Annotated in this window: 16 protein-coding genes; 10 read left to right on the top strand and 6 right to left on the bottom strand. The window is 37.1% G+C overall.

The annotated features are described in order from the left end of the window. Window positions 1-41 precede the first annotated feature (41 nt). Together typA and mgtE are read right to left on the bottom strand one after the other, a co-directional pair. Window positions 42-1868: a translational GTPase TypA gene (gene typA, locus ACFINY_RS05045; RefSeq protein WP_375611856.1), complete on the bottom strand. Its 1827-nt coding sequence runs from the start codon at window positions 1866-1868 to the stop codon at window positions 42-44. A gap of 1259 nt (window positions 1869-3127) precedes the next feature. After that, window positions 3128-4504: a magnesium transporter gene (mgtE, locus tag ACFINY_RS05050; RefSeq protein WP_375611855.1), complete on the bottom strand. Its 1377-nt coding sequence runs from the start codon at window positions 4502-4504 to the stop codon at window positions 3128-3130. Window positions 4505-5053: 549 nt separating this feature from the next. Between mgtE and ACFINY_RS05055 the strand changes: the two genes are divergently transcribed. Continuing rightward, window positions 5054-7078, top strand: coding sequence for a M3 family metallopeptidase (locus ACFINY_RS05055; protein ID WP_375611854.1), 2025 nt, complete (start codon window positions 5054-5056; stop codon window positions 7076-7078). A gap of 162 nt (window positions 7079-7240) precedes the next feature. On the opposite strand, the gene ACFINY_RS05060 is transcribed toward ACFINY_RS05055, so the two are convergent. After that, complete coding sequence (locus ACFINY_RS05060) at window positions 7241-8317, bottom strand: SGNH family hydrolase (RefSeq protein ID WP_375611853.1); 1077 nt, start codon at window positions 8315-8317, stop codon at window positions 7241-7243. Window positions 8318-8331: 14 nt separating this feature from the next. Further along, window positions 8332-9588: a lytic murein transglycosylase gene (locus ACFINY_RS05065; protein ID WP_375611852.1), complete on the bottom strand. Its 1257-nt coding sequence runs from the start codon at window positions 9586-9588 to the stop codon at window positions 8332-8334. Between the two features lie 265 nt (window positions 9589-9853). Here ACFINY_RS05065 and ACFINY_RS05070 point away from each other — a divergent pair, with 265 nt between their 5' ends. Then, a complete protein-coding gene (locus tag ACFINY_RS05070) occupies window positions 9854-10744 on the top strand; it encodes a UTP--glucose-1-phosphate uridylyltransferase (protein WP_375611851.1) in 891 nt (296 codons plus the stop codon). Between the two features lie 39 nt (window positions 10745-10783). After that, entirely contained in the window at window positions 10784-11776 is a 993-nt protein-coding gene (locus ACFINY_RS05075; protein WP_375611850.1) for an SIS domain-containing protein, read from the top strand. A 277-nt stretch (window positions 11777-12053) separates the two neighbouring features. Here the strand turns inward: ACFINY_RS05075 and ACFINY_RS05080 are convergent, their stop codons facing one another. Then, entirely contained in the window at window positions 12054-12413 is a 360-nt protein-coding gene (locus ACFINY_RS05080) for a hypothetical protein (protein ID WP_375611849.1), read from the bottom strand. Window positions 12414-12666: 253 nt separating this feature from the next. Here ACFINY_RS05080 and ACFINY_RS05085 point away from each other — a divergent pair, with 253 nt between their 5' ends. From ACFINY_RS05085 to guaB, 3 genes are all read left to right on the top strand, one after another. Beyond that, window positions 12667-14052 (top strand): sigma-54-dependent transcriptional regulator, encoded by a 1386-nt coding sequence (locus ACFINY_RS05085; protein WP_375611848.1) that lies wholly within the window; start codon window positions 12667-12669, stop codon window positions 14050-14052. A 402-nt stretch (window positions 14053-14454) separates the two neighbouring features. After that, entirely contained in the window at window positions 14455-16026 is a 1572-nt protein-coding gene (locus tag ACFINY_RS05090; RefSeq protein ID WP_375629995.1) for a phospholipase D family protein, read from the top strand. A 150-nt stretch (window positions 16027-16176) separates the two neighbouring features. Beyond that, window positions 16177-17676, top strand: coding sequence for an IMP dehydrogenase (guaB, locus tag ACFINY_RS05095; protein WP_375611846.1), 1500 nt, complete (start codon window positions 16177-16179; stop codon window positions 17674-17676). 179 nt (window positions 17677-17855) lie between these two features. Here the strand turns inward: guaB and ACFINY_RS05100 are convergent, their stop codons facing one another. Continuing rightward, window positions 17856-18002, bottom strand: a complete 147-nt coding sequence (locus ACFINY_RS05100) for a hypothetical protein (protein ID WP_375611873.1) — start codon at window positions 18000-18002, stop codon at window positions 17856-17858. Between the two features lie 467 nt (window positions 18003-18469). On the opposite strand from ACFINY_RS05100, the gene ACFINY_RS05105 reads away from it, so the two are divergent. The 4 genes from ACFINY_RS05105 (at window position 18470) to ugpB (ending at window position 24637) form a co-directional block, all read left to right on the top strand. Beyond that, window positions 18470-19756: an RsmB/NOP family class I SAM-dependent RNA methyltransferase gene (locus tag ACFINY_RS05105; protein ID WP_375611845.1), complete on the top strand. Its 1287-nt coding sequence runs from the start codon at window positions 18470-18472 to the stop codon at window positions 19754-19756. A 132-nt stretch (window positions 19757-19888) separates the two neighbouring features. Then, a complete protein-coding gene (guaA, locus tag ACFINY_RS05110) occupies window positions 19889-21445 on the top strand; it encodes a glutamine-hydrolyzing GMP synthase (protein WP_375611844.1) in 1557 nt (518 codons plus the stop codon). A 169-nt stretch (window positions 21446-21614) separates the two neighbouring features. Further along, window positions 21615-22337 carry a glycerophosphodiester phosphodiesterase gene (locus tag ACFINY_RS05115; protein ID WP_375611843.1) on the top strand — a complete coding sequence of 241 codons (723 nt, stop codon included), beginning with the start codon at window positions 21615-21617 and terminating at the stop codon, window positions 22335-22337. Between the two features lie 965 nt (window positions 22338-23302). Continuing rightward, window positions 23303-24637, top strand: coding sequence for a sn-glycerol-3-phosphate ABC transporter substrate-binding protein UgpB (gene ugpB / locus ACFINY_RS05120; protein ID WP_375611842.1), 1335 nt, complete (start codon window positions 23303-23305; stop codon window positions 24635-24637). Window positions 24638-24666: the final 29 nt, after the last annotated feature.

Below are 24666 nucleotides of genomic sequence, written 5' to 3' on the forward strand. Positions count from 1 at the left end.
GGCTCAATACAATTAAATATTTTACCAAAGAGATTATGAAATTAATTTGAAATTGATGCACGTGTTTTTTCAAAACGTTTACGTTCATTAGGATCAAGATAGAGCTTGCGGAGACGAATATTTTTAGGGGTTACCTCTACAAGCTCATCATCTTGTATCCACGATAAGGCGCGTTCTAATGTCATTTTAATGGGAGGCGTTAACTTTACGGCCTCATCTTTTCCAGAAGCGCGCATATTGGTGAGTTTTTTTCCTTTTAACACATTAACTTCTAAGTCATTATCTCGTGAGTGGATGCCAATAATCATACCTTGATAGACTTTCACACCCGCATCGATGATCATAGGTCCACGATCTTCAAGATTAAAAAGAGCATAAGCGACAGATTCACCGTTGTCATTTGAAATCATAACACCATTAACACGACCAGCAATGTCTCCTTTATAAGGTTCATAAGCATGGAAAAGGCGATTCATAATTGCTGTACCACGTGTGTCCGTTAAAAGTTCAGATTGATAACCAATGAGTCCTCGGGTTGGGGCATAAAAGACAAGGCGGACACGATTACCTCCAGAAGGACGTAACTCCACCATTTCGCCTTTACGTTCAGACATTTTTTGTACAACAGTACCGGAATATTCTTCATCAACATCGATAACAACTTCTTCGATTGGCTCAAGAGTTATTCCATTTTCATCTTTTTGCATAACAACACGTGGGCGTGAAACACTAAGTTCAAATCCTTCACGGCGCATATTTTCAATGAGAACTGCAAGCTGTAATTCTCCTCGTCCTGAAACGTAGAAAGAATCTTTATCGGCTGATTCTTCAATTTTAAGAGCGACATTGCCTTCTGCTTCTTTTAACAATCGGTCACGAATGACACGACTTGTTACTTTATCGCCTTCAGTTCCAGCAAGGGGACTATCGTTGACGAGAAAACTCATAGTAACAGTAGGAGGATCAATTGGTTGGGCAGTAAGGGGTTCATTGACAGTAGGATCACAGAAAGTATCAGCAACGGTACCTTTTTGCAGACCTGCAATCGCAACAATATCACCAGCACTTCCTTCTTCAATAGGTTGCCGTTCTAAGCCACGAAATGCTAAAATTTTTGAAATACGCCCAGTTTCTAAAAGTTTTCCATCTTGTCCAAGAACCTTGACATTTTGATTGGGTTTTAGAGAGCCAGAATGAATCCGTCCTGTAATAATTCGTCCCAAAAACGGATCCGCTTCAAGAATAGTTCCAATCATGCGAAACGGTCCTTCTGCTACACTAGGAGAAGGGACATGCTGCGTCACAAGATCAAATAAAGGACCTAATCCCTGATCTTTTGGTCCCTCTGGGGCTTCAGCCATCCATCCATCGCGTCCAGATCCATAAAGAATAGGAAAATCAAGCTGTTCATCGGTTGCGTCAAGAGCAGCGAAAAGGTCAAAAACCTCATTAATGACTTCATCAACGCGTGCATCCGGTCGGTCAATTTTATTAATAGCAACAATAGGGCGCAATCCTACTTTCAATGCTTTGCCAACGACAAATTTTGTTTGTGGCATTGGTCCTTCAGCAGCATCAACAAGTACAATGGCTCCATCAACCATATTGAGGATGCGTTCAACTTCTCCACCAAAGTCAGCGTGTCCTGGTGTATCAACAATATTAATTCGAGTATCTTTCCAAACAACAGATGTCACTTTCGCTAGGATTGTAATTCCGCGTTCTTTCTCAATATCGTTTGAATCCATCATACGTTCGCTTGTACGCTGATTATCACGGAAGTTTCCTGATTGCTTGAGAAGCCCGTCTACAAGCGTTGTTTTCCCATGGTCAACGTGGGCAATGATGGCAATGTTACGCAATTGCATAAATTTTCTTCTTTTCGTTTAATGAAATTTCATTTGAGGTAAAGTCTTTACATTCTTTGCCTGACTATTAGAAAACCTTTTACATGTTTTTTTATAATTTTGGAAGATGGAGGCAATATTTTTATGGCAAAACTATTTATCCAAGTCTTTAAGGCTCTATTGAGCTTCAATTTCTGAAGCTTCGTAAAAGTTTTTATAGTACGTATGTTCTATTCTCGAGCTAAGAATTATCCAAAAAATCACCGTCAACTTGATTTTTATCAATATGACACAAGGAATTTATATGAGCTCTTGTAAGAGTAAGTATAAAGCTAGCCATATTATTGTTGTTGTTTTGCAAAGAGATTAATAAAAATCCGGAATATCTCTCAATCCATAGCCAATTTATTGACAACTGTACAACATTTTTATTCTAAATAAAGCTTTTTCTTATTCTATAACTTGTCAATCAAAATCCAGATCTAATGCAACCGTGTATTTGAGGTAAATATTGAGATGATTAAGAATTTTATAAGAAGCTCTAGCTTTTGTATGCCAGATTGGGCAAGAGTTATATCTGTTTGATTTATTTATGAACTCGGCATACAGTCTTATTTAGAAAGAATATGAAGGCATCCAAAGAAAATTCCCATCTTTGCTGTTAATCCAATTTATAATTTCAAAAGCATCTAAAGTAATATCTTTTAAACCATGGAGATAGTGCATTGCCTTACTTTTGTTAATTGCACTCTCTAATAGGAGTATGCTTTTCATGCCAAACAGAACACTTTAAACAGCATATACTTTTTGTTGCATATTCATGTACTTAAGAGAGATTGCTTAACGTACACTACATCCATTCCATGATAGAGCTCATAAATGATATAATATACGCGAATAGTATACTATTAACGCCTTTGTGAAGAAATATAAAGCCTGTTGAGTATCATCATGATTATTCTTTCTCAGCTGTCAATATTGCGCCAGTTTTTGATACGAGAGAGAGAGGATATAAGAAGTATTTTATTTTTTCTTGAATAGTTTTTAGACATACACCGATCTCGTTTGTGACTGGCAAGAAGATGACTTTAATCGATTTAATATGAGAAGCTTTATGATGAGGTAAAATTACGTTATTCGGAGCTGTTATTCAAAAAAATAATAAATTATCTATAGAGCGGTGCGCTAGAAAATAAATAATAAAGCTTATTCTCTTATGGAAAGAATCTTAGGTTACATGACAAGATTTTTCCATAAGTAAGAGTTTTTACTTTACATGTTTAAAGAAGAGTTCCTGACAAAATGAGAGAAGCTACAGAAAAATAGATTATAATGCCCATGACATCTACTAAAGTTGCCACAAAAGGAGCAGAAGCACTTGCTGGATCAAATTTTAAACCTTTAAGAATAAAAGGCAACATAGATCCAGAAAGAGAACCAAAGGTAACGATTCCAACTAAAGCTGTACCCACTGTTGTCGAAATAGCAATCCAATGTTGGCCATAGTCGTAGATACCCAGTTTTTGCCAAAGAGCAATGCGCGTAACACCAATAATTCCTAGTAAGAGACCAAGGGATAGTCCTGTTGGAATTTCACGAATGATCACTTTCCACCAGTCTTTCAACGTGAGTTCACGTAAAGCCAATGCACGTATAATAAGGGATGTAGCCTGTGAGCCGGAATTTCCTCCTGAGCTCATAATGAGAGGTATGAACAGTGTAAGAATAATCGCTTTTTCGAGTTCTGTTTCGAAATGTTGCATAGCGCTTGCTGTCAGCATTTCACCGATAAAGAGTAAAGCGAGCCAGCCTCCGCGTTTTTTCATCATTTCAGGAAACTTAATTTGCATATAGGGCTTATTAAGTGCTTCCATACCCCCAAATTTATAGGCATCTTCATTCATTTCATCGACCATAGTATCAAGCACGTCATCAACGGTTACAATGCCAATGACATGGTTACTTTCATCAACTACAGGCACAGAGAGAAGATCATGGCGCTGGAAAAGGCGTGCGATATCTTCATGATGTGTGAAAGGTGATATTGTAATGGGCGAGTCATGGGTAGGGACATTAAGAATTTGTTCATCAGGTGAGGCAAGAATAAGGTTACGCAGGGAAACAGCTTTGAGAAGAGTACCTGTTTTGGGGTCAATTACATAGCTGGTATAAACTGTTTCACGTGTTCGCTCGACCTCACGAATGTGATCCAAAGTTTTTTGTATGGTCCAGTTTGAAGGAACGGCTATAAACTCTGTTGTCATCAGTGCTCCTGCTGTATGATCAGGATAACTGGTGAGTTTTTTAAGTTCAGCGCGCGTTAAGGGGTTAAGCAAGGCATAAAGTCGTGTACGGGTTTCCTTATCCATTTCTTGAAAGACGTCTGCAGCAGCATCGGCAGACATGCCATCAAGAATTTCAACAGCACGATTTATAGGGAGAAGTTCTAGGATGGCAGCAGGTTGCTCAAGCTCTGGTTTATCAAAAAGTTCGATAACATAATCAAGAGGCAGAAGACTAAGAATAGTTACACGTTCCATGATATCGAGGTCATTGATGATATCAATAGAGTCTGCAAAATGCTGGTTCTTTAACTTTTCAGCGAGAGCTTCAGGAGAAAATTTTTTGAAGTCGAAGGCCGTTTTGATTTCAGTCATGATAAAGTACCTCCTGAAGAGTTGGAGAGTTGTAAATCTAGATAATAGATGAGATAAAAACAAAAGTTTATGGAAGATTTAAAAAAACTCCCCAGCTATATTCCCAATTGTTAATATTTGAAGTAAAGTCAAGGATAAATTATAAGTTATAAACAAGTTTCTGAATCACTAAAACGAGAATACAGCTTAATTTGAGGATAATATAAAAACGTAAATGTAAAAATCAGTTCTGATTTTACCATCATTTCTTTAATGTAGTTTGCGATTTTCAAAAGAATCTAAAGCAATATTTTATAAAGAGTGGAGATTATGCTTTTCTCCAAGTGTTTTTGTTAATATGCAATTCTATTGTGATGTGCGAGCGAATAATCTTTATTGCTTCAATATAATATGGTTTGAATGAAAGAACTTTACGATTTTCAGGTTTTTTTATTCAATAGGGTTTTGAAAGGTAGTTTTGAAACTCACGAAATAGTTTTAGTATGTTATCAATTTGTGTCGTAAAGATAATTGTTACAGTTTAAATTTATAATGGAGACATAAAGTATTATGACAAAAGCAGCAGTGCTGGACTGGAAGGGATTTTCAGGTCTTCCTGATTTTTCTTCTATAAGTGACGAAGATTTTAAACCCGCTTTTGAACAGGCACTTCAAGAAGCAGAAGAAGAACTAGAGGCAATTGCGATGGTGCAAGAACCACCAACGCTTGAGAATTTTTTGCAGCCTTTTGAGCTTTGCGGCAAAGCGCTTGATCGTGTCTGTTCAATATTTTTCTTACGCACCAGTGCTCATACGAATGTATTAATTCAACAGCTAGAGCAAGAGTTCGTTGTAAAACTTTCTCGTTATTCTTCAAAAATGATGATGGATGCGCGGATATTTGCGAAAATAGATGTACTTTATAAACAGTCGCAGCTGGGCACATTTGAGAGTGAAACAACACGTGTTCTTGAATTATGGTGGAAAAAGTTTGTTTGTCATGGGGCAAAACTCGATGAAAAAGCTAAGAAACGGCTTTTGGAAATTAATGAAAGACTTGCTTTTTTAAATGCTACTTTTGGACAAAATGTCTTAAATGATGAAGCTGAATGGATTCTGTTTTTAAAACAAACAGACTTATCTGGTTTACCGCAAGATCTCATTGCTTCAATGAAGGAAATTGCGTGTGAAAGAGGCAATGAAGAAGCGTATGCATTAACACTAGCACGTTCGATTGTTGAACCTTTTTTAAAATTCTCTGATCGTCGTGATTTGCGTGAGGTTGCATTCCAAGCTTGGGCTAAACGTGGTGAAAATAATAACAAGAATGATAATAAAACAATTATTGTAGAGATTGTTGCGCTTCGAGATGAGCAGGCTAAATTATTGGGATATAAATCTTTCGCAGATTTGAAGCTCGATAATACTATGGCTAAAAGTGTTGATTCCGTTATGGATTTGCTTATGCCTGTATGGGAGCGCGCAAGAGCGAAAGCTTCTACTGAGCAAATTGACTTACAAAATTTTGCCAACAATCAGGGCAGCAATGAATCTTTAGCTGCTTGGGATTGGCGTTATTATGCTGAAAGACTTCGCACTGAAAAACTTTCTTTCGATAGCGCTGAGATTAAATATTATTTTCAGCTTGATCTTATGATTAAAGCGGCTTTTGGGGTAGCCGAAAAACTCTTTAGCATTACATTTGAAGAAAAAAACGCTGTTACACTTTGGCATCCTGATGCACGTTTGTGGGAAGTAAAAAAGTCTGATGGAAGTCTACTTGGGCATTTTATTGGTGATTATTTTGCGCGTTCTTCAAAACGCTCCGGTGCGTGGATGAGTAGTTTGCAATCACAACATAAATTGGATGGCGGACAAAAGCCTATTATCTACAATGTTTGTAATTTTGCTAAACCACCTAAAGGGGAAGTTGCTCTTTTATCACTTGATGATGCACGTACGCTTTTCCACGAATTTGGACATGCATTGCATGGTTTGCTTTCTGATGTCACATGGCCATCTGTGTCGGGAACATCTGTTTCACGTGATTTTGTTGAGCTACCTTCTCAACTTTACGAACATTGGTTAACAGTACCAGAGATATTAAAATCTTATGCTATACATACAAAAACAGGTCATCCTATGCCACAAGAGTTGATAGATAAAGTCTTAGTAGCACAGACATTTAATGCAGGATTTTCTGCCGTTGAATTTATCTCATCAGCTTTAGTGGATATGGCTTTTCATCAAGGCGAAACAGTCACTGATCCAACAGTGTTTGAACGCCAAGAATTAGAAAAGCTGCAAATGCCTGATACAATTATTATGCGTCATCGTCCCCCACATTTTATGCACGTGTTTGCGGGAGATGGTTATGCATCTGGTTACTATTCTTATATGTGGTCGGAAGTGCTTGATGCTGATGCTTTTCAAGCTTTTGAAGAAACGGGAGATGTTTTTAATTCAGAGCTTGCTGATAAGTTGAAACGTTTTATTTACTCCGCTGGAGGAAGTCGTGATCCAGAGGAGCTTTATAAAGCTTTTCGGGGACGAATGCCTTTACCAGAGGCAATGATTAACAAACGTGGACTATAAGATATAACGGTATGGTTAACACCATGCCGTTTTCATATTATTCGAAAGGTACAGTTGCGATTTATGCAAATTTTCTCTTCATTATAGCTCTGTAAACAGAGTTTTTTATCTTATTCGCTTTTTGTTTATAGAGGAAAATAGATTTTGTATTTTAAATAGACATTATGGGAAAGAAAAATTATCAGCTCGATCTTTTTGATGCCCATTTGGTGGAAACCATGATTTTTTTATAAAACTTGACTTTCTTTTGCCTAAAAGGTGAGTGTTTTTTTGTACCATATCATCGAGGTTCATTGGAAGCTGACGCATAATTTTACTCCGCTCTTGATTCTCTGATTCTTGTATAAGTTTTTGAATAGCTTTATCGGTTGAGTATGAATTTTCATGAGAAAAGGCGTGAAAATTTAAAATATTTTTCAATGGTTTTTCTAAATAAGAGGCAATTTTTTTCTTTCCTTCAGGGGTGAAATGCATGCCATTATTGGTGCGTAATTTGGTTGTTTTTCCATTAATATCATAGCCTGAAAAAGAAAAAATTCCTTCTTCATCACTAAAGCCGCTCCAGATATCGAGAAAATACCCTCCTGCTGTTTCTGTTTCTTGTTTATAGAGCGCATTAAAAATTTTCATTTTTTGTGTCAAAAGGTCATTTCCAAAAGAAGGTTGACCTATCCATATCCATGATTTTCCAGAGGCGTGAAGACTTTCAGTAATTTCGATAATTCTTTGTTTGTAGATGCGTATCCATTCTGACTGATCTGTGTTAATCATGTTATGAGAGTCTGTGATGGGTTGATTATCATTTGCACCGATCATCATGATAATAACATCGGGGCTATTTTGGTCAATGAGTTTAGAAATATTGCTTTGCCAAGAATAATAATCCGTTCGAACTAAGCCGGAAGCTGGTATTGTGTTGTTCATGATAACGATATCGCTATTATTTATAAAAAACTTTTTAAGTGCATCGGCAACAGCGGAGGCTGCAAAATCCCCTACAACAAGAATGCGTTTTGCATTCTCATTTTTTAGCTTTTGTATGTTTTTTTGTGTTACGATCTTTTTTTGCGGCTTGTCTATTTTTTGTTCTATAATTTGCGGTGGCTGCTGTGTCTGTTTGTTTTGTTGTGATAACCATTTGAAGAAGTTCGTTGCTTTACTTGGGGATGGCTGTAAGATCCCCACAATAGAAAGTGAAAACAGCAATAATGTCAAATATATCAGGCGAAAAGAAGACAAAACCTTAGTCTCCATTATTGTTTGCGAAGGAGAAAAAGCACTTGAGATGATGGATATCCATTTTCTTTTAGACCGTAATGCAGCTGAAAAGCTTTGATTGCTTTGCGAGAGGCTGTTCCGATTTGTCCATCAATATCTCCTTTATAATATCCCAATGCACTTAAGCGAGATTGCAGTTCTTTGCACTCTTGGAAGGTAATAGGCTGAAAAGGTCTTTGCCAATCATGCACTAATCCAAGATGTCCAGCAATACGATCAGCAAGAAGGGAAACAGCAAACGCATAACGATCTGCATTATTATAATGTTTCAGAACAAAGAAATTTTTTGTGACTAAAAATATAGGTCCTTTTGCTCCATCTGGATATTTTAATATTGCTTGTTCAGCTGATGTAGGAAGAGGGTGCCCATTTGCGTGTTTTACACCTAATTTTTTCCATTGTTCAAAGGAATACCAGCCTTCAGGAAGGTTTTTCCCCTGCGGCACTTTTACCTCTACTCCCCAAATAAGATTAGGTTGCCAGCCATTTTTGTGGAGAAGGTTAGCAGCAGTAGCCAGAGCATCTGGAACAAAGTTCCAGATATCACGCCGTCCATCTTGATTTATATCAACAGCATAGGCGAGATAACTGCTTGGAATAAATTGTGTATGTCCCAATGCTCCGGCCCAAGATCCAGTGAGTTGAGAGCGTTTAATTTCACCACTTTGTAGAATTTTCATAGCAGCAATCAGCTGTGTATATGCGTATTTTTCGCGTTTTTTATCGGCATAGGCTAGGGTTGCAAGTGAGCGAATGGCATCACGCATTACACTTTTATTGGCTAAAATTTTCCCATAATTGCTTTCCATTGACCAAATAGCAAGCAGAATATTACGGTCAACACCAAAACGTTCTTCAATTTGAAGAAGCCATTTGTTCCATTTTTTTGCTTGGCGCCGTCCTTCCACAATTGCGATATCATGGACACGATTATCGAAATAGTTCCAGGAAGGAGCAACAAATTCCGGTTGGTATGCGGCGCTTTTTAGAACTTCAGGATCAATGGCATTAACACCTTTAAACGCCATATGAAACGTAGAAGGGGTAATATTGTGAGCAATAGCTATTTTTTTAAATTCTTTAATCCAGTGTTTAAATCCGCTATCAGCATATGAAAGGGATATAAAAAACATAAAAAAAGCAGAAAAAATAACGGCAGAGACAGTGAAAAGAGTTCTCCAAGCTATTGACTTCTCTAAAAAAGAGAAAGTCTTCAATTCTGTTTTTTGCATTTTGAAATCCCCATTAATATTCAATTCATTAGATGTGCAATAACTTTATTTTGTATTTAGTTTAATCGATAATATGATCAAGAAGAGGAAAAAACTGAAATAAATAACTCATTTTAATCCTTTCAATAAATTCTCAGACTCTTTTTACATTTTGATTGCCCATTATAATGATAATCAAAACAATAAGATATCTTTTTTACCATTTCGTAAAAACATATGATAAATAAAACAAAAAAGTTATATGAATTCATTGAGGAGGGTGAGTGTGCGTAAAATCCGGAAAGCAGTATTCCCAGTAGCAGGTCTTGGTACGCGTTTCCTTCCTGCGACAAAAACGATTCCTAAAGAAATGCTAACAGTTGTTGATAAACCTGTTATTCAATATGTTGTGGATGAGGCGAGGGAAGCTGGTATTGAGCATTTTATTTTTGTGACTGGACGTAACAAAGCAGTCATTGAGGATTATTTTGATGCGCAAGTTGAATTATACACGACACTTGCTGAATGTGGAAAGAAAGAAGATCTTGCACACTTATACCGTTTACAGCCATTACCAGGGTCAACTTCTTTCACTCGGCAACAACAACCTTTGGGATTAGGGCATGCTCTTTGGTGTGCGCGTGAATTAGTTGCAGGGGAACCTTTTGCTTTATTATTACCCGATATGTTGATACAGGCGAAAAAGGGCTGTCTTTCTGAAATGATGAGCCTTTATGAAAAGGTGGGTGGGGGGAATATTATAGCAGTTCAGGAATGCGATCCTAGAGAAACACATAAATATGGTATTGTTGGGAAAGGCAAACAGATTGCAAATGGTTTTGAAATCACAAAAATGGTAGAGAAACCGGCACAAGGAACGGCACCATCAAATTTGTACATCAATGGACGTTATATTTTGCAGCCAGAAATTTTTAATATTCTTTCCACTCAAGAACGGGGAACAGGAAATGAAATTCAATTAACAGATGCTATGATGCGGCTTTCAAATGAGCAAGATTTTTGGGGTTTGCAAGTAAAAGGGCGCACTTTTGATTGCGGTTCTAAAGCTGGTTTTATTGAAGCCAACGTTGCATTTTCTTTGGCACGCGCTGATATGCACAGCCACGTTTCTGCTTCATTGAAAAATTTACTGGAAACCATTAATGTTGAAAAGTGATATAGATCCCTCACTTAATTTTATTGATCGAATTTGATTATGACAATACCGTCTCCTCATATGGCTTTGCAAGGTGCAGTAGCATCAGCGCTTAAAACACTTGCTAGTGAAAAGCAGGGGCTTGAAGCTCTTGAAAAAGCTCTTCTGGAAAGTCTTTCTTCTTCTTTTGAAGCGGCTGTTCAAACTATTAGAAATGCTCGTGGACATGTGGTTATTACTGGTCTTGGAAAAAGTGGTCATATAGGGACAAAAATTGCAGCAACCTTAGCCTCAACTGGAACACCTGCCTTTTTTGTTCACGCTGCAGAAGCCAATCATGGTGATCTTGGTATGATTGGCTCTGATGACGTTATTCTTGCTTTATCATGGTCTGGTGAAACTCAAGAGTTAAGTGGTATTATGAGTTATGCGGCGCGTTTTCGTATCCCCCTTATTGCGATGACATCAAGTAAGCACTCTGTGTTAGGACGACAAGCTGATATTGTACTATTATTACCAAAGATAGAAGAGGCTTGCCCCCATGGTTTAGCCCCTACAACTTCAACAATTATGCAATTGGCAATGGGAGATGCATTAGCGGTTTCTCTTTTAGAAATGCGTGGTTTTACCGCAACGGATTTCAAAATATATCATCCTGGTGGTTCTCTTGGTGCAAGCCTTAAATACGTGTGTGATATTATGCATGAGGGTGATAATATTCCTTTGGTTATGCAGGGAACAGCTATGACTGAAGCGATGAATGTTTTGGTGGAAAAACATTTTGGTTGTGTTGGTGTTGTGAATCAAGAAGGTGAACTAATCGGAATTGTAACTGATGGCGATCTTGCACGTAACATTCATTTTAATTTATCAAAATTTAATGTTGACGAGGTGATGACCAAAGCTCCTAAAGTTGTAAAGCCAAATACACTTGTTGGTGCAGCAACAGCTTTTATTAATGATCATCAGATTGGTGCATTTTTTGTGGTTGAAGATAAAAAACCGATAGGAATTGTTCATTTTCATGATCTTTTGCGCATTGGCGCTGCTTAGATTAAGCTTCCCTATCAAATAAAATGTTATTTTAGGTTGAAATAGATTGAATGATACAAAGTTACAATTTTATTGTGAGGTGGCTTTACTGATATTTTGTGGAAGAAAATGATTATTTTACGCATTTCATAATGTTTAGAAAATTTTCAGGGTAAAGATTATACTAGCCTCTTTGCGTATTTTAGAGAGGATTTTCTATCAGGAGGAGAAAGGATATCGCCTCCTGCTTAATGTGTGTGCTCCCTCTGTTCTTAAGAGAGGTTTCCCTTGTACTTTGTTAAGATTTCCGCTTAAGGAAAAACTGTGCTCCTGTATGTGAGGTGCAGAGAAGTTGTGTGGCGTCATATGACATTGTACAATTGACTCTAGAAATTGTTCCACGGAGAATAGAGCGTATTTCAATTTCTATATTTTGGGCATTGAGATAATTATATGCTCCTTCTGATAGTTTTTCTTCTGTATCTGCTGCATGCGTTTCAAAAACACCATTGTGGAAAGAAGAAATAATACCATTCTCATCAACCCATTTTCCATCAATTCCAGTTGGCATATTTGAGTTATAATATCGCGAAAAGTTACAGGCACTTAACAGCAAGGCGGTAATTGTAAGACATAAAATATGATAGGTATGTTTCATTTATTGCACTCTATTTAGATTATTTTGCTCTCTAGTTTCTATAACATTATTAAATTACCCCATGAGTCAATATGAAAAATTTGATAAAAATCAATGAAAAAGCAAAAAAATGGAAAAAAATGCCTTAATGTTGTATTTAATTGACAGCTTGATGAATTTCGTAAGTGAAACACAAGAGGTAAAATATTTCTTATGGTTTACAACAATTTTTATATTAAGCTGCTAAGTAGTCTCAAAGGAGATTATTGACATTATGGTTGGTCCCATTCTTGTTGCGAGTGAAGATTATGGAAGACGTATAGAACTTTCTTCTATGCTGCGAGGTTTTGGTTATCGTGTCATTGAAGCAGAAAATGGTCTCCGTACGATTGATCTTTTACACAGGCGTAAAAACATTGTGCTTGCACTCCTTGATGTCGTTATGAGTGATTTGAGTGTGAGCGATTTGATTAAAATGATTAGAGTTGCTGGTGTTTCTGTTCCTATTGTCGTTATAGCACAACAAGAGAATCAGCATTTACTCCAGAAAGCTTTAACAGCTGGAGCTATTGATTATTGGATCCATCCAGTAACATTATTACGTGTAAGAGTTACTTTGGATATCCTTGCTCTTATTTCTGCCTTGGAGCATGAGGTTCGAGATATTCGGCGAAAAAAAGAGAATCATTTACGGTTTTCTGATCTTTGCGTAAAAAGTAGAGCTATGCAGATAGTATTAGAACAATCGAGACAAGCAGCAACTTCTTTACAGAATCTTTTGATAGAGGGAGAAGCTGGAACAGGACGTGAGACATTAGCTCGGATTATTCATCATGAGGGATTATTTTCGGAGGGTGTTTTTGTTCGCTTTCAATGTTCAGCCATCGTTGATCCAGAAGAAGAAAATCAGCAGTGGTTTAAAGAATTCCTACCATTGGTTTCTTCTCTTGAAAAAGGGACACTTTGCCTTTGTGATATTGATCGACTTGAGCCCATACAGCAAAAACGGTTTGCTCATTACCTTAAAGAAAGGGAAAGGGATACAAAAGGAGATTTTTTTCCTTTTCGGATCATCGCTATTTCAACATCGCGTTTAAAGGACTTGGTTAATGAGAACTTTTTTTTGCATAGTTTGTTTGAACAATTTTCTCACTTGTCTATTAGCGTTCCTGCTTTACGAGAATTAAGGGATGATTTTCCAGAGATCACACAACGTTTGATTGATCGCATTATCACAGAAACAGGGCGATCACATGTCCATGGTTTAGCAGGCTCTGCTCTTTCCTTGCTTATGCAGTATGATTGGCCTGGCAATAGAAATGAGCTTGAAACCTTTTTATTTCGTGCGATTTTACTCAGTGAAGGACCGTTATTAACTGTTCGAGATTTTCCGCAATTAATGGGAAATTCATTAATGAATGTTCCCAATATCATTGAGGGTAATATGCAAGAAGATAATGAGCAAGAATCGATAAAATTTTTGAATACTGATGGGCATGTACGTACTTTTGCAGAAATGGAGCATGATATTATAGAGAAAGCGATTAAACATTATAAAGGACATATGAGTGAGATTGCGCGTCGCCTTCATATTGGTCGCTCTACACTTTATAGAAAAATGGAAGAATTGAGAGCAATAAGAAATCAAGAACGAAAGTAAATTCATAACAAATTTCTCTTCATGACAAGCAAGCGTTTCAAAAAATAGAGTGAATTTTGATAAAGTCCGTGGGGGAAAGCTGAAGAAAACAATCATTTATTGTAAAATTTATCTATAGTGGATGATTTTGTTGATTTAAATCAAATATAAATTTTATGTGACTATTTTAATCGTTTGTTTCAATTTATACAATTTTAGTTAAGTTTACATTTATTAAAACAGAGAAGCATTTTTAAAAACTTTTAAATACTACCGCTAAAATTTTTGTATCATCAATATTAAATTTATACTCTCTTAAGCAAGAAGTGGCATTTTACCTGCTATACGATTAAGATAAAGTGATTAGTGTTATCGTTTGCATTACTGATGATGTGATAGTTTAAAATAGAAAGTTTGCCCTCTTTGACTCTTTTACAGATTGTTATTGGTTTTGTCCTCTTTTTTTTTATTGCATCTATGTTGGCAATCTACACCTATGGGCGTTTTGTGAAAAATGCTAGGGGAAAATGTTCTTATGCGTTACCTCTTCAGAAAGATGAAACTAAGCTTGATCGTATCGTCAGTCAATTAGCTGAGAAAGAAAATGGATTGGGGATTGATAAAGATGCCCTTTCCCTCATTATCAGCAATTTGGATGCGTTTTGTGTTCGGGCAATAGGAGCTGCAGAGGCTGGACGTAGCCTTGATCTGATGTATTATATTTGGGATGATGATTTAACGGGGCGCCTATTATTAAGTGAAATAGTTGAGGCAGCTGATCGAGGGGTTCGGGTACGGCTTCTTTTGGATGATATTAATGCTCAGGCACGTGATCCAGCTTATATTGCACTAGATAAACATCCTTATATTGAGGTGAGAATGTTTAATCCAGGGCGATCGCGTAAAGGTGGTTTACGCCGTGGTTTAGAAATTATATTACGGGCAATTACTGTAACACGTAGAATGCATAATAAAGCTTTTATTGTTGATGGCAGGGTCGCTTTTGTAGGAGGACGTAATCTTGCAGATTCTTATTTTGATGCTGGTAAAGAATCCCATTTTCGAGATTTAGATTTGATGTTAATCGGTCCTTCTGTTAAAAAGGTAGAAAGTATCTTTGATGATTTTTGGAATAGTGCTGTTGTTTTGCCAATTCATACTTTGGTTGTTCCTAAAAGCGCAAGTGATCTTAGCTATTGGAAAGATAAATTACGAAAGTTTCGTGATTCCAAGGTTGCAAAAGTTTATTTAGATTATGTCAAAGAGCACATTAACTTTAATTGTTTTATCCAAACAGGAAAGCGGTTATTTTTAGCAGACAAAGTTGTTGTTCTTTCTGATCCTCCAGAAAAAGCATTGCGTAAAAAAGCAAGCAATTGGCTTATGAAGGCACTTTCAAAGGTTATTGGAAATGCCCAAAAAACGGTTCAGATTACGTCACCTTATTTTGTTCCTGGTAAGGTTGGCACGCAGAATTTTAGTAATTTGGTTTCAAAGGGTGTTGATGTCAAAATTCTGACAAATTCTTTAGCTGCTACTGATGTAGCATTAGTGCATGGTGGTTATGTACCTTATCGTAAGGCATTGTTGAAAAGTGGTGTTAATCTTTATGAATTAAAAGCGGAAGGCAATACTCATGGGTTACGATTGTTTCGATCGAGTAAGGCAAGTTTACATGCCAAAGCTTTTTTAATTGATCGTAAAACAGCTTTTATTGGATCTTTAAATTTTGATCCAAGATCAGCATCATTAAATACAGAAATGGGCATTCTTTTTGAATGTGCTCCCATTACAGCAAGATTAGATTTGTTGTTTTCTGAAGAAACCACAGGGGAAATGAGCTATCATCTGCGTCTTGGTGATAATAATCGTATTTATTGGGATTTTATTGAAAATGAAAAAAAATATAGCATTGACTATGAGCCAGAAAGCAATTTTTGGCGTCGCGCATTTGCAAAAATAATAAGTTGGTTACCTATTGAATCACAATTGTAAATTTTTATAAACCACACTTAAAAAAAATATTTATTTTTCTTTTCATTTTGTTTGTAGCATGGCATAATTTTTTGCCAATCTACCATGTATGAGAACCGCAGTTGTATTTTAAAGCTTCTTGCGGTGTTTTATTATAAAAGGAATTTTGATATGGCAAAGATTGTTGAAACGGGGACAGGTGCATTGGCACTGACTTTTGATGATGTACTTTTACAACCCGGTCATTCTCTTGTTATGCCTAGTCAAGTGGATCTCAGTACGCGCATTGCAGCGGATATTAAGCTCAATTTGCCATTGCTTTCTGCGGCAATGGATACGGTAACAGAATCGCGTTTGGCAATTGCTATGGCTCAAGCTGGTGGTCTTGGGGTTATTCATCGTAATATGTCTCCTGCAGAGCAGGCAGAAGAAGTTCGCCAAGTAAAAAAGTTTGAATCTGGTATGGTTGTTAATCCAGTCACCATTGGACCAGATGCAACACTTGAAGAAGCAAAATCTTTGATGCGCTCTCATGGTATTTCCGGTATTCCGGTTGTTGAAAATGGTGCTAAAGGTGAAACTGCTGGACGGCTTGTTGGCATTTTGACAAATAGGGATGTGCGTTTTGCATCGGATCCTAAACAAAAAATTTATGAATTAATGACGCATGAAAATTTAATCACAGTGCGTGAAAATGTTCAACTCAGTGAAGCGAAGTATCTTTTACATCATCATCGTATTGAAAAATTATTAGTTGTGGATGAACAGAATCGTTGTGTCGGACTGATAACAGTTAAGGATATTGAAAAAGCAAAATTAAATCCAAACGCTGCCAAAGATTCACAAGGTCGCTTGCGTGTTGCAGCTGCAAGTAGTGTAGGGAACGATGGGTTTGAGCGGGCTGAACGATTAATTGATGCAGGCGTTGATATTCTAGTAATTGATACTGCACATGGACATTCTCAGCGTGTATTAGACACTGTTGAGCGTATTAAAAAAATGATGTTTTCTCCAGCTATTATTGCTGGTAATGTGGCGACTGCTCAAGCAACACAGGCTTTGATTGACAGTGGTGCGGATGCTATAAAAGTTGGGATTGGTCCTGGTTCTATTTGCACAACGCGAATTGTTGCAGGTGTTGGTGTTCCTCAGCTTGCAGCCATTATGAATGCTGCAGAAGTTGCTGAAAAAGCGGGCATTCCCGTTATTGCTGATGGGGGGATAAAAGCTTCGGGTGATTTTGCTAAAGCCTTAGCAGGTGGGGCTTGTGCTGCTATGATTGGCTCTCTTTTAGCGGGTACAGAAGAAAGTCCTGGCGAAGTCTATCTTTATCAAGGACGATCCTTTAAAGCTTATCGCGGCATGGGATCTGTTGGTGCTATGGCACGAGGATCGGCAGATCGCTATTTTCAAGATGATGTTCGTGATGAACTTAAGTTGGTTCCTGAAGGTGTGGAGGGGCAGGTGGCTTATAAAGGTCCTATAGCATCAGTTCTACATCAGCTTGCTGGTGGACTTCGTGCTTCGATGGGGTATGTTGGAGCAAAAGATCTCGTAGAGTTTCGTGAAAAAGCAACGTTTGTACGTATTACGAATGCGGGACTCCATGAAAGTCATACGCATGATGTTTCTATCACACGAGAGAGTCCAAATTATCGTGGGCCAGTTTAAAGATACAAGAGCCTAATATCATATTGCATAAATATAAAATTTTCCGAGAACAAGAAAGAGAGACTGCGCTTTTTTCTGTTTGTAATTTGGTGTAATAATCCCAAAAAGGAAAGAATTAGAGGTTAAAATTCTAATTCTTTCTGTTAAGACTATATGAAATAAGTTATATAAAATTAGAATTAACTTTTTGTTGTCTTCCGTCCAGTCTTTGACGCACGTTGGCGAGTGTTTGTCTGATCACTTTGGACGGATTTCTTTCCGTTGTTTGAGGGCGTTGTATTATGACGGCTTTTAGACGAAGTTGTTTTTCCATTATTATAAGTCATTATTTTCTCCTTTAAAATTGTCTGGCAGTTGCCATTAGAGTAAAAACGGTCATGCCAAATAGTGGTTCCAAGCATTTTCTAAAAAGTTAATTTTTTGTTGAACGTAAGATGAGCTTGTTTAATTTTATGAGAAGATTTTTTCTATTGTTCAGACAATCCTCGTAAACTTTATTTTACGCAAATAAATTAAAGAGTTTGTTTTTTTCGTAATGCATGGCGGAAATAAGTTTTTTATGGATGGCTACGTATCTTTTAGTATAAGAGGTAGAAGGATAAAAAACGAATGGGCAGAAGATGAAAGGAAAAATTTAGATACTCTAAATTGGATCTTATAAAAAAGTATGATCAGATCATTTTAATATTGAATGTAAATTTTTTATGGCGTTGAGAAGGTTTCATTGGCAAGAAGGCGATAATATTATTTTTTTAGATGATTTAAAATTTTATTATTTTAATGGGAGAAATGAATGCGATTAGGTGGGCGTTTGCAAGCAGCAATAGATGTTCTCACAGAGATAGAAATGAAGCATCGCCCAGTAGGAGAAGCTTTAAAGGATTGGGGTCTTTCTCATCGCTTTGCTGGAGCAGGTGATCGTGCAGCTATTGGTACAATCGTTTATGATGTTTTAAGACGACGTTATTCTTTACAATGGCGTATGGAGAGTGATGATATCCGAGATATCGTTTTTGGTGCCTTATTAGATTCTGGAAAAATGACGCTGGAGCAAATTGACGGTGAGTTGGCAGAAGATCGGTTTGCACCGCAGTTATTAGGGGCTAAACAGCGTAAATCGTGGCAAGGTCAGCAATTAGTGGATGCTCCAGACTATATTCGTGGTGATATTCCGCAATGGTGTCAAGCGCATCTGCGTCCTTTATTTGGTGATAATTGGATCACTGAAGCGGCTGCGTTAGCAACGCGTCCTTCTTTAGACCTACGGGTAAATAACCTAAAGGCAACACCAGAAAAGGTGCTGAAAGAATTAGCAAAAACCAAACTTAAATCTTTTCCATGGTTTGGGCAAGCTTTAAGAATTGCACCGATTGAAAAGTTTAATCGTCATCCCAATGTTCAAGTGGAACCAGCTTTTCAAAAAGGACACTTTGAAATACAGGATTTAGGATCTCAAATTGTTGCTCACCTTGTGGAAGCGCAAGAGAGCATGCAGGTATTAGATTATTGTGCAGGTGCTGGTGGCAAAACATTAGCTTTAGCTTCCGATATGAACAATCGTGGGCAAATTTATGCTTATGATTTTGATAAAGTGCGCCTAGCTCCTATTTTTGATCGTCTTCGACGCGCTGGTGTTCGTAATGTACAAACACGAGCACAAAAAGAAGAATTGAAGCCATTAATAGGCCAGATGGATAGAGTTCTACTAGATGCACCATGTAGTGGGACAGGAACATGGCGTCGTCGTCCAGATGCGAAATGGCGTTTAACATTAGAACAAGTGAAACAACGCCAAACAGAACAGAGGGATATTTTGAATGAAGCGATAGCTTATCTTAAGCCAAATGGGCGCTTAATCTATATTACCTGTTCTCTTTTTACAGATGAAAATGAGGAACAAATTTCCCATTTCCTTCAACAACATTCTCATTTTTCTCCAATAGATATGCCAGCGCTTTGGCAGAAACATTTTAGTTTTTCTCCTGTGCAACCAGTTTTTTCAAATTATGGACTTACTTTGTCGCCAGCCACAACACAAACAGATGGGTTCTTTTTATCTGTGTTGCAAAAAAAACATTGATCCATATTTTTGCACTTTTTATCATAAACTTTACGAGAATAATCTTTTTCGTAAGAAAATAGGCTTGTGAAAAGAGAAAGATTAAATCATAACTCTCATGAGTTTTCTTTTACAATTGTTGATTGGTTTTCTATGAGCATATCACATCCAGACACTGTTCTTATTATTGACTTTGGTTCACAAGTTACACAACTTATTGCACGACGGGTACGAGCAATGGGGGTATATTGTGAAATTGCTCCTTTTCAATTGGCTTTAGAAGCTGTGCGCCGCATAAATCCTAAAGCTATTATTTTATCAGGGAGTCCTTATTCCGTTATTGATGAGGGCTCTCCGCGTGCACCAATGGAAATTTTTGAGGCGGGTGTTCCGATTTTGGGTATTTGCTATGGTGAACAAGTCATGTGTGTTCAGCTTGGAGGAAAGGTTGAAGCTGGACATGAGCGTGAATTTGGGCGTGCTTTTTTGGAAGTTCAAGAAGAGAGTGCCCTTTTTGATGGAGTGTGGGAAAAAGGTTCTCGTTATCAAGTATGGATGAGCCATGGTGACCGTGTGGCAGCTTTACCAGAAGGTTTTCGTGTCATAGGAACCTCAAAAGGAGCTCCCTATGCGGCTATTGCGGATGAAAAAAGACATTTTTATGCGGTACAGTTTCATCCTGAAGTTATCCATACACCGGATGGTACAAAACTTTTGCAAAATTTTGTTCATAAGATCTCTGCTATTAAAGGCAATTGGTCAATGGCTTCTTATCGTGAGCAGGCAATTGCTACGATACGACAAAAAGTTGGGAAAAGTCGTGTGATTTGTGGTCTTTCAGGGGGAGTGGATTCATCTGTTGTAGCGGTACTCCTTCATGAAGCTATAGGAGATCAACTGACATGTATTTTGGTAGACCATGGGCTGATGCGCAAGAATGAAGCTGAAGAAGTTCTCACGCTCTTTCGTGATCATTATAATATAGAGCTTATTCACGTTAATGCTGCTGATGTGTTTCTTAATGCTTTAAAAGGTGAGACAGATCCAGAAAAAAAACGCAAAACAATTGGTCGCCTTTTTATTGAAGTTTTTGAAGAAGAAACGAAAAAAATAGGAGGTGCAGAGTTTTTAGCACAAGGAACACTTTATCCAGATGTTATTGAGAGTGTGTCTGCTATTGGTGAAACGGTAACCATTAAAAGCCATCATAATGTGGGTGGGCTACCAGAACAGATGAAGATGAAACTTGTAGAACCGTTACGTGAGCTCTTTAAGGATGAGGTTCGCTCGCTAGGACGAGAGTTAGGGCTACCGGAGCAGTTTATTGGTCGCCATCCTTTTCCAGGTCCCGGCCTTGCAATTCGGTGTCCAGGTGCTGTAACACGTGAAAAATTAGAAATTTTACGCGAAGCAGATGCTATTTATCTTGAGGAAATCCGTAAGGCCGGTCTTTATGATGAAATTTGGCAAGCTTTTGCTGTTCTTCTTCCAGTTCAAACTGTTGGTGTTATGGGGGATGGTCGCACTTATGAATTTGTTTGTGCTCTTCGCGCCGTCACATCTGTAGATGGAATGACTGCTGATTTTTATCCTTATGATATGGCGTTTTTAAGTAAGACAGCAGCACGTATTATTAACGAAGTTAGAGGGATTAATCGTGTTGTATATGATGTAACCTCAAAGCCTCCTAGTACTATTGAATGGGAATAATTAAAATGAAGGATAAGTCTTTTAAGAATAAAATATGACTGAGGGTTTGATATTCGAAAAGTGTAGAAAAAATCATTTAAAAATGATTGTGTATTTTCATATGATATAAGCTTTTATCTGGCAATCTGTACGTCAATATCGTTTAAAATTGAGAAGTGTGGGATTTTGCATGTCTGAGAAAAAAATTGTTGCACACCGTGGAGGAGCTCATCTTTATCCTGAAAATACCCTTTCGGCATTTAATAATGCTATAGCGTTAGGTGTTGATGAAGTTGAATGCGACGTTCATTTGCTAAAAAGCGGTGAAGTGGTTGTCTTTCACGACTTCCGTCTAGACCAATTGGTTGGAAAAAAGGGGTATATTCACGACATTGATAATGAAACACGCAAACAACTCTGCGTAAAAGGAAGCCAAGAAGCACCTCCCTTATTAGAAGAAGTGCTTGATCTTTTAGCACCAACGAATGTTGCATTGCATCTTGAAATCAAGACATGCGGTGAAGTGGAGCGCGAAACAATATTATCCCAAAAAGCGCTTGCGCTAATAAAAAGCCGAAATTTATCAGAACGGGTTTCTGCTATTAGTTTTGATCCTTTTATCCTTCGTCCTTTTATTGAAGCAGGAATACCATCTGGTCCATGTGTTGATAATTTCGAAGGTGATATGTACCGTCATTTTTCTGAATGGAAGCAATTAGGTTATTCTGATCTAAGTTTAGATGGCTCTATTGTTTCACAGAACTTTATTGAATCAGCTCTTGAGGCTGGTTTTACTGTAGGGGTATGGACAATTAATGGAAAAGCTCGGTTATCATATTGGCTTGATATGCCTGTACATTATATTACGACAGATCAACCTGATCTCGCATTGCAATTGTGTGCACAAAGGTAAAAATACATCAACACAAAAGGAACTATATATCTTCATAAAGTTAGCGTAATGAAAGAAGAAAAATTATCTAATATACGACAATAATACATTGATTTATAATCATAATTAATATTTTATTCATGTGAGTAAGAGACCTTAATACGTAAGATTCTCTTATTTCAAATATTTTTACAATGAATCAATCAAAATCATTCGTTTGCACATTACAAGCAGGGTTGGTGTGTGGATAAAAAATGATTGAGAAAAGAATAAAAATATTCATTTAACGTATTTTAAATGCAAGATTTGTTGAAGCATTAGGATCGCACATGATGATGTCGTTTTGCACTTTTATGAAGTGTAAAAATGATGGCATACAAAAAGTCTTATATACTTTAATGGAGAGGCTTTAGGGCTTATTTTATAGGTGCTATCATGAAATGTAGATGTATTGAAAGATTTTTTAACAGCATGGAAATTGGTTATACAGTGTCATTTTGTTTTGCGTGAGGGGTGTGATCTTGTTACAGGGAAAGAGACTATTAAGCGCTTCAAAATGATTTTCTTAATTTTAAAAAAATTCTATTTGTCTCTTCTTTAAATTCAGTAGCAACATCGTGTTAAAGTTATAAGCCGAAAGTTATAAGACAAATAATAAAAGAATAAACAATTCTTTTTAAAAAAGTAAATCCAGATATTAAAATAGTCATTGAAATGATATTTACGATCTATATCTTTTTACCAAGTGACTTTTCTTATTTAAGCCATCTCACTTTTTTCAGATAGTTACAAACACGTATTTCGTTAATACATAAGAATGCTTATAAAAGAAAATGAATAAATTTAAACAAATTCATTTGACCTTTTGGTGGTTCCTGTTTAAATGAGAGAATATGTTTCTGAAATAAAACTGTCATAGCATGTTCATGTGTAATACTATAAATTTAGGGGTAGTTTGTATTCCATCACTTCAGAAAGGGTGAACCATGAGTCGTTTTTATCTTTCCATAGCGGCCACGGTTGCTATCATAATGTCTACAGCGGGGGTGACAGCAAGTTTTGCACAGACAAAAATCAGCTTTTGGCATTCTATGAGTGGTGAATTAGGAAAGCAAACTGAAAGTCTTATTAACGATTTTAATGCGAGTCAGTCTGAATATAAAGTTATTTCTTCATATCGCGGTGAGTATGAAGAGGGTTTGATTTCACTCATTGCAGCATTTCGTGGAAAGAAACAGCCAGTGCTCGCTCAAATTTATGACGTTGGTACTGGAACTATGATGGCTGCAAAAGGCGCAATCTACCCATTTTATCAACTTATGGCTGATACAAAACAAGAATTTGATCCTACAGATTATTTCCCTGCTATTAGTGGTTATTACTCCGATGAACAGGGACGTATCGTCTCTATGCCATTTAATATTTCAACACCCATCCTTTATTATAACAAAGATATCTTTAAAAAAGCAGGGCTTGATCCAGAACAGCCTCCTAGAACATGGCAAGATATAGAAAACTTTTCCAAGAAAATTCTTGAGACTAAAGCGGCAACTTGTGGTTTTACAATGGCTTATGCCGCTCAATGGATTGGTATAGAAAATTTTTCAGCGTTGCATAATGTTCCTTTTGGAACGAAGGAAAATGGCTTCAAAGGACTTGATTCAGAACTTGCATTTAATGGACCTTTACAAGTGCGTATGTGGACTGACCTAAAAAAGTGGTCTGATCAAGGTATTTTCCGTTACGGTGGTCCAGCAGGTGCATTAGATTCAACACCAATGTTTATGGCACAAAATTGTGCAATTTTTATGCAATCTTCAGGATCACATGCTGGGATTGTTTCTGAAGCGCAGTTTAATGTGGGGGTTGGAATGCTACCGTACTATAAGGATACAGAAGGAGCACCACAAAATTCAGTTATTGGGGGAGCTTCTATTTGGGCGTTTAAGGGACATACTCCAAAGGAATATGCAGGGGCAGCCGCTTTTCTTAAATTTCTTTCAAAAACAGAAAATCAAGCAAAATGGCATCAGGAAACAGGTTATCTCCCAACCACAAAAGCGACTTATGAATTGAGCAAAAAACAACATTTCTATGAAAAAACACCAGGTGCGGATATAGCTATCAAACAGATTAATCTTAATCCACCAACAGTTAACTCAAAAGGGATAAGATTTGGTAATTTACCACAAATTCGTGCCATTCTTGATCAAGAGTTGGAAGCTGTTCTTAGTGGTTCAAAAACGCCGAAAGATGGTTTAGATGAGACCGTTGAACGTGGAAATAAACTCTTGCGTGAATTTGAAAGATCTAATCATTAATTTCGTTTTATTGTTAAACATTAAAGACT

It is taken from the genome of Bartonella sp. AA23NXGY (genome assembly GCF_042197165.1).
GTDB lineage: Bacteria > Pseudomonadota > Alphaproteobacteria > Rhizobiales > Rhizobiaceae > Bartonella.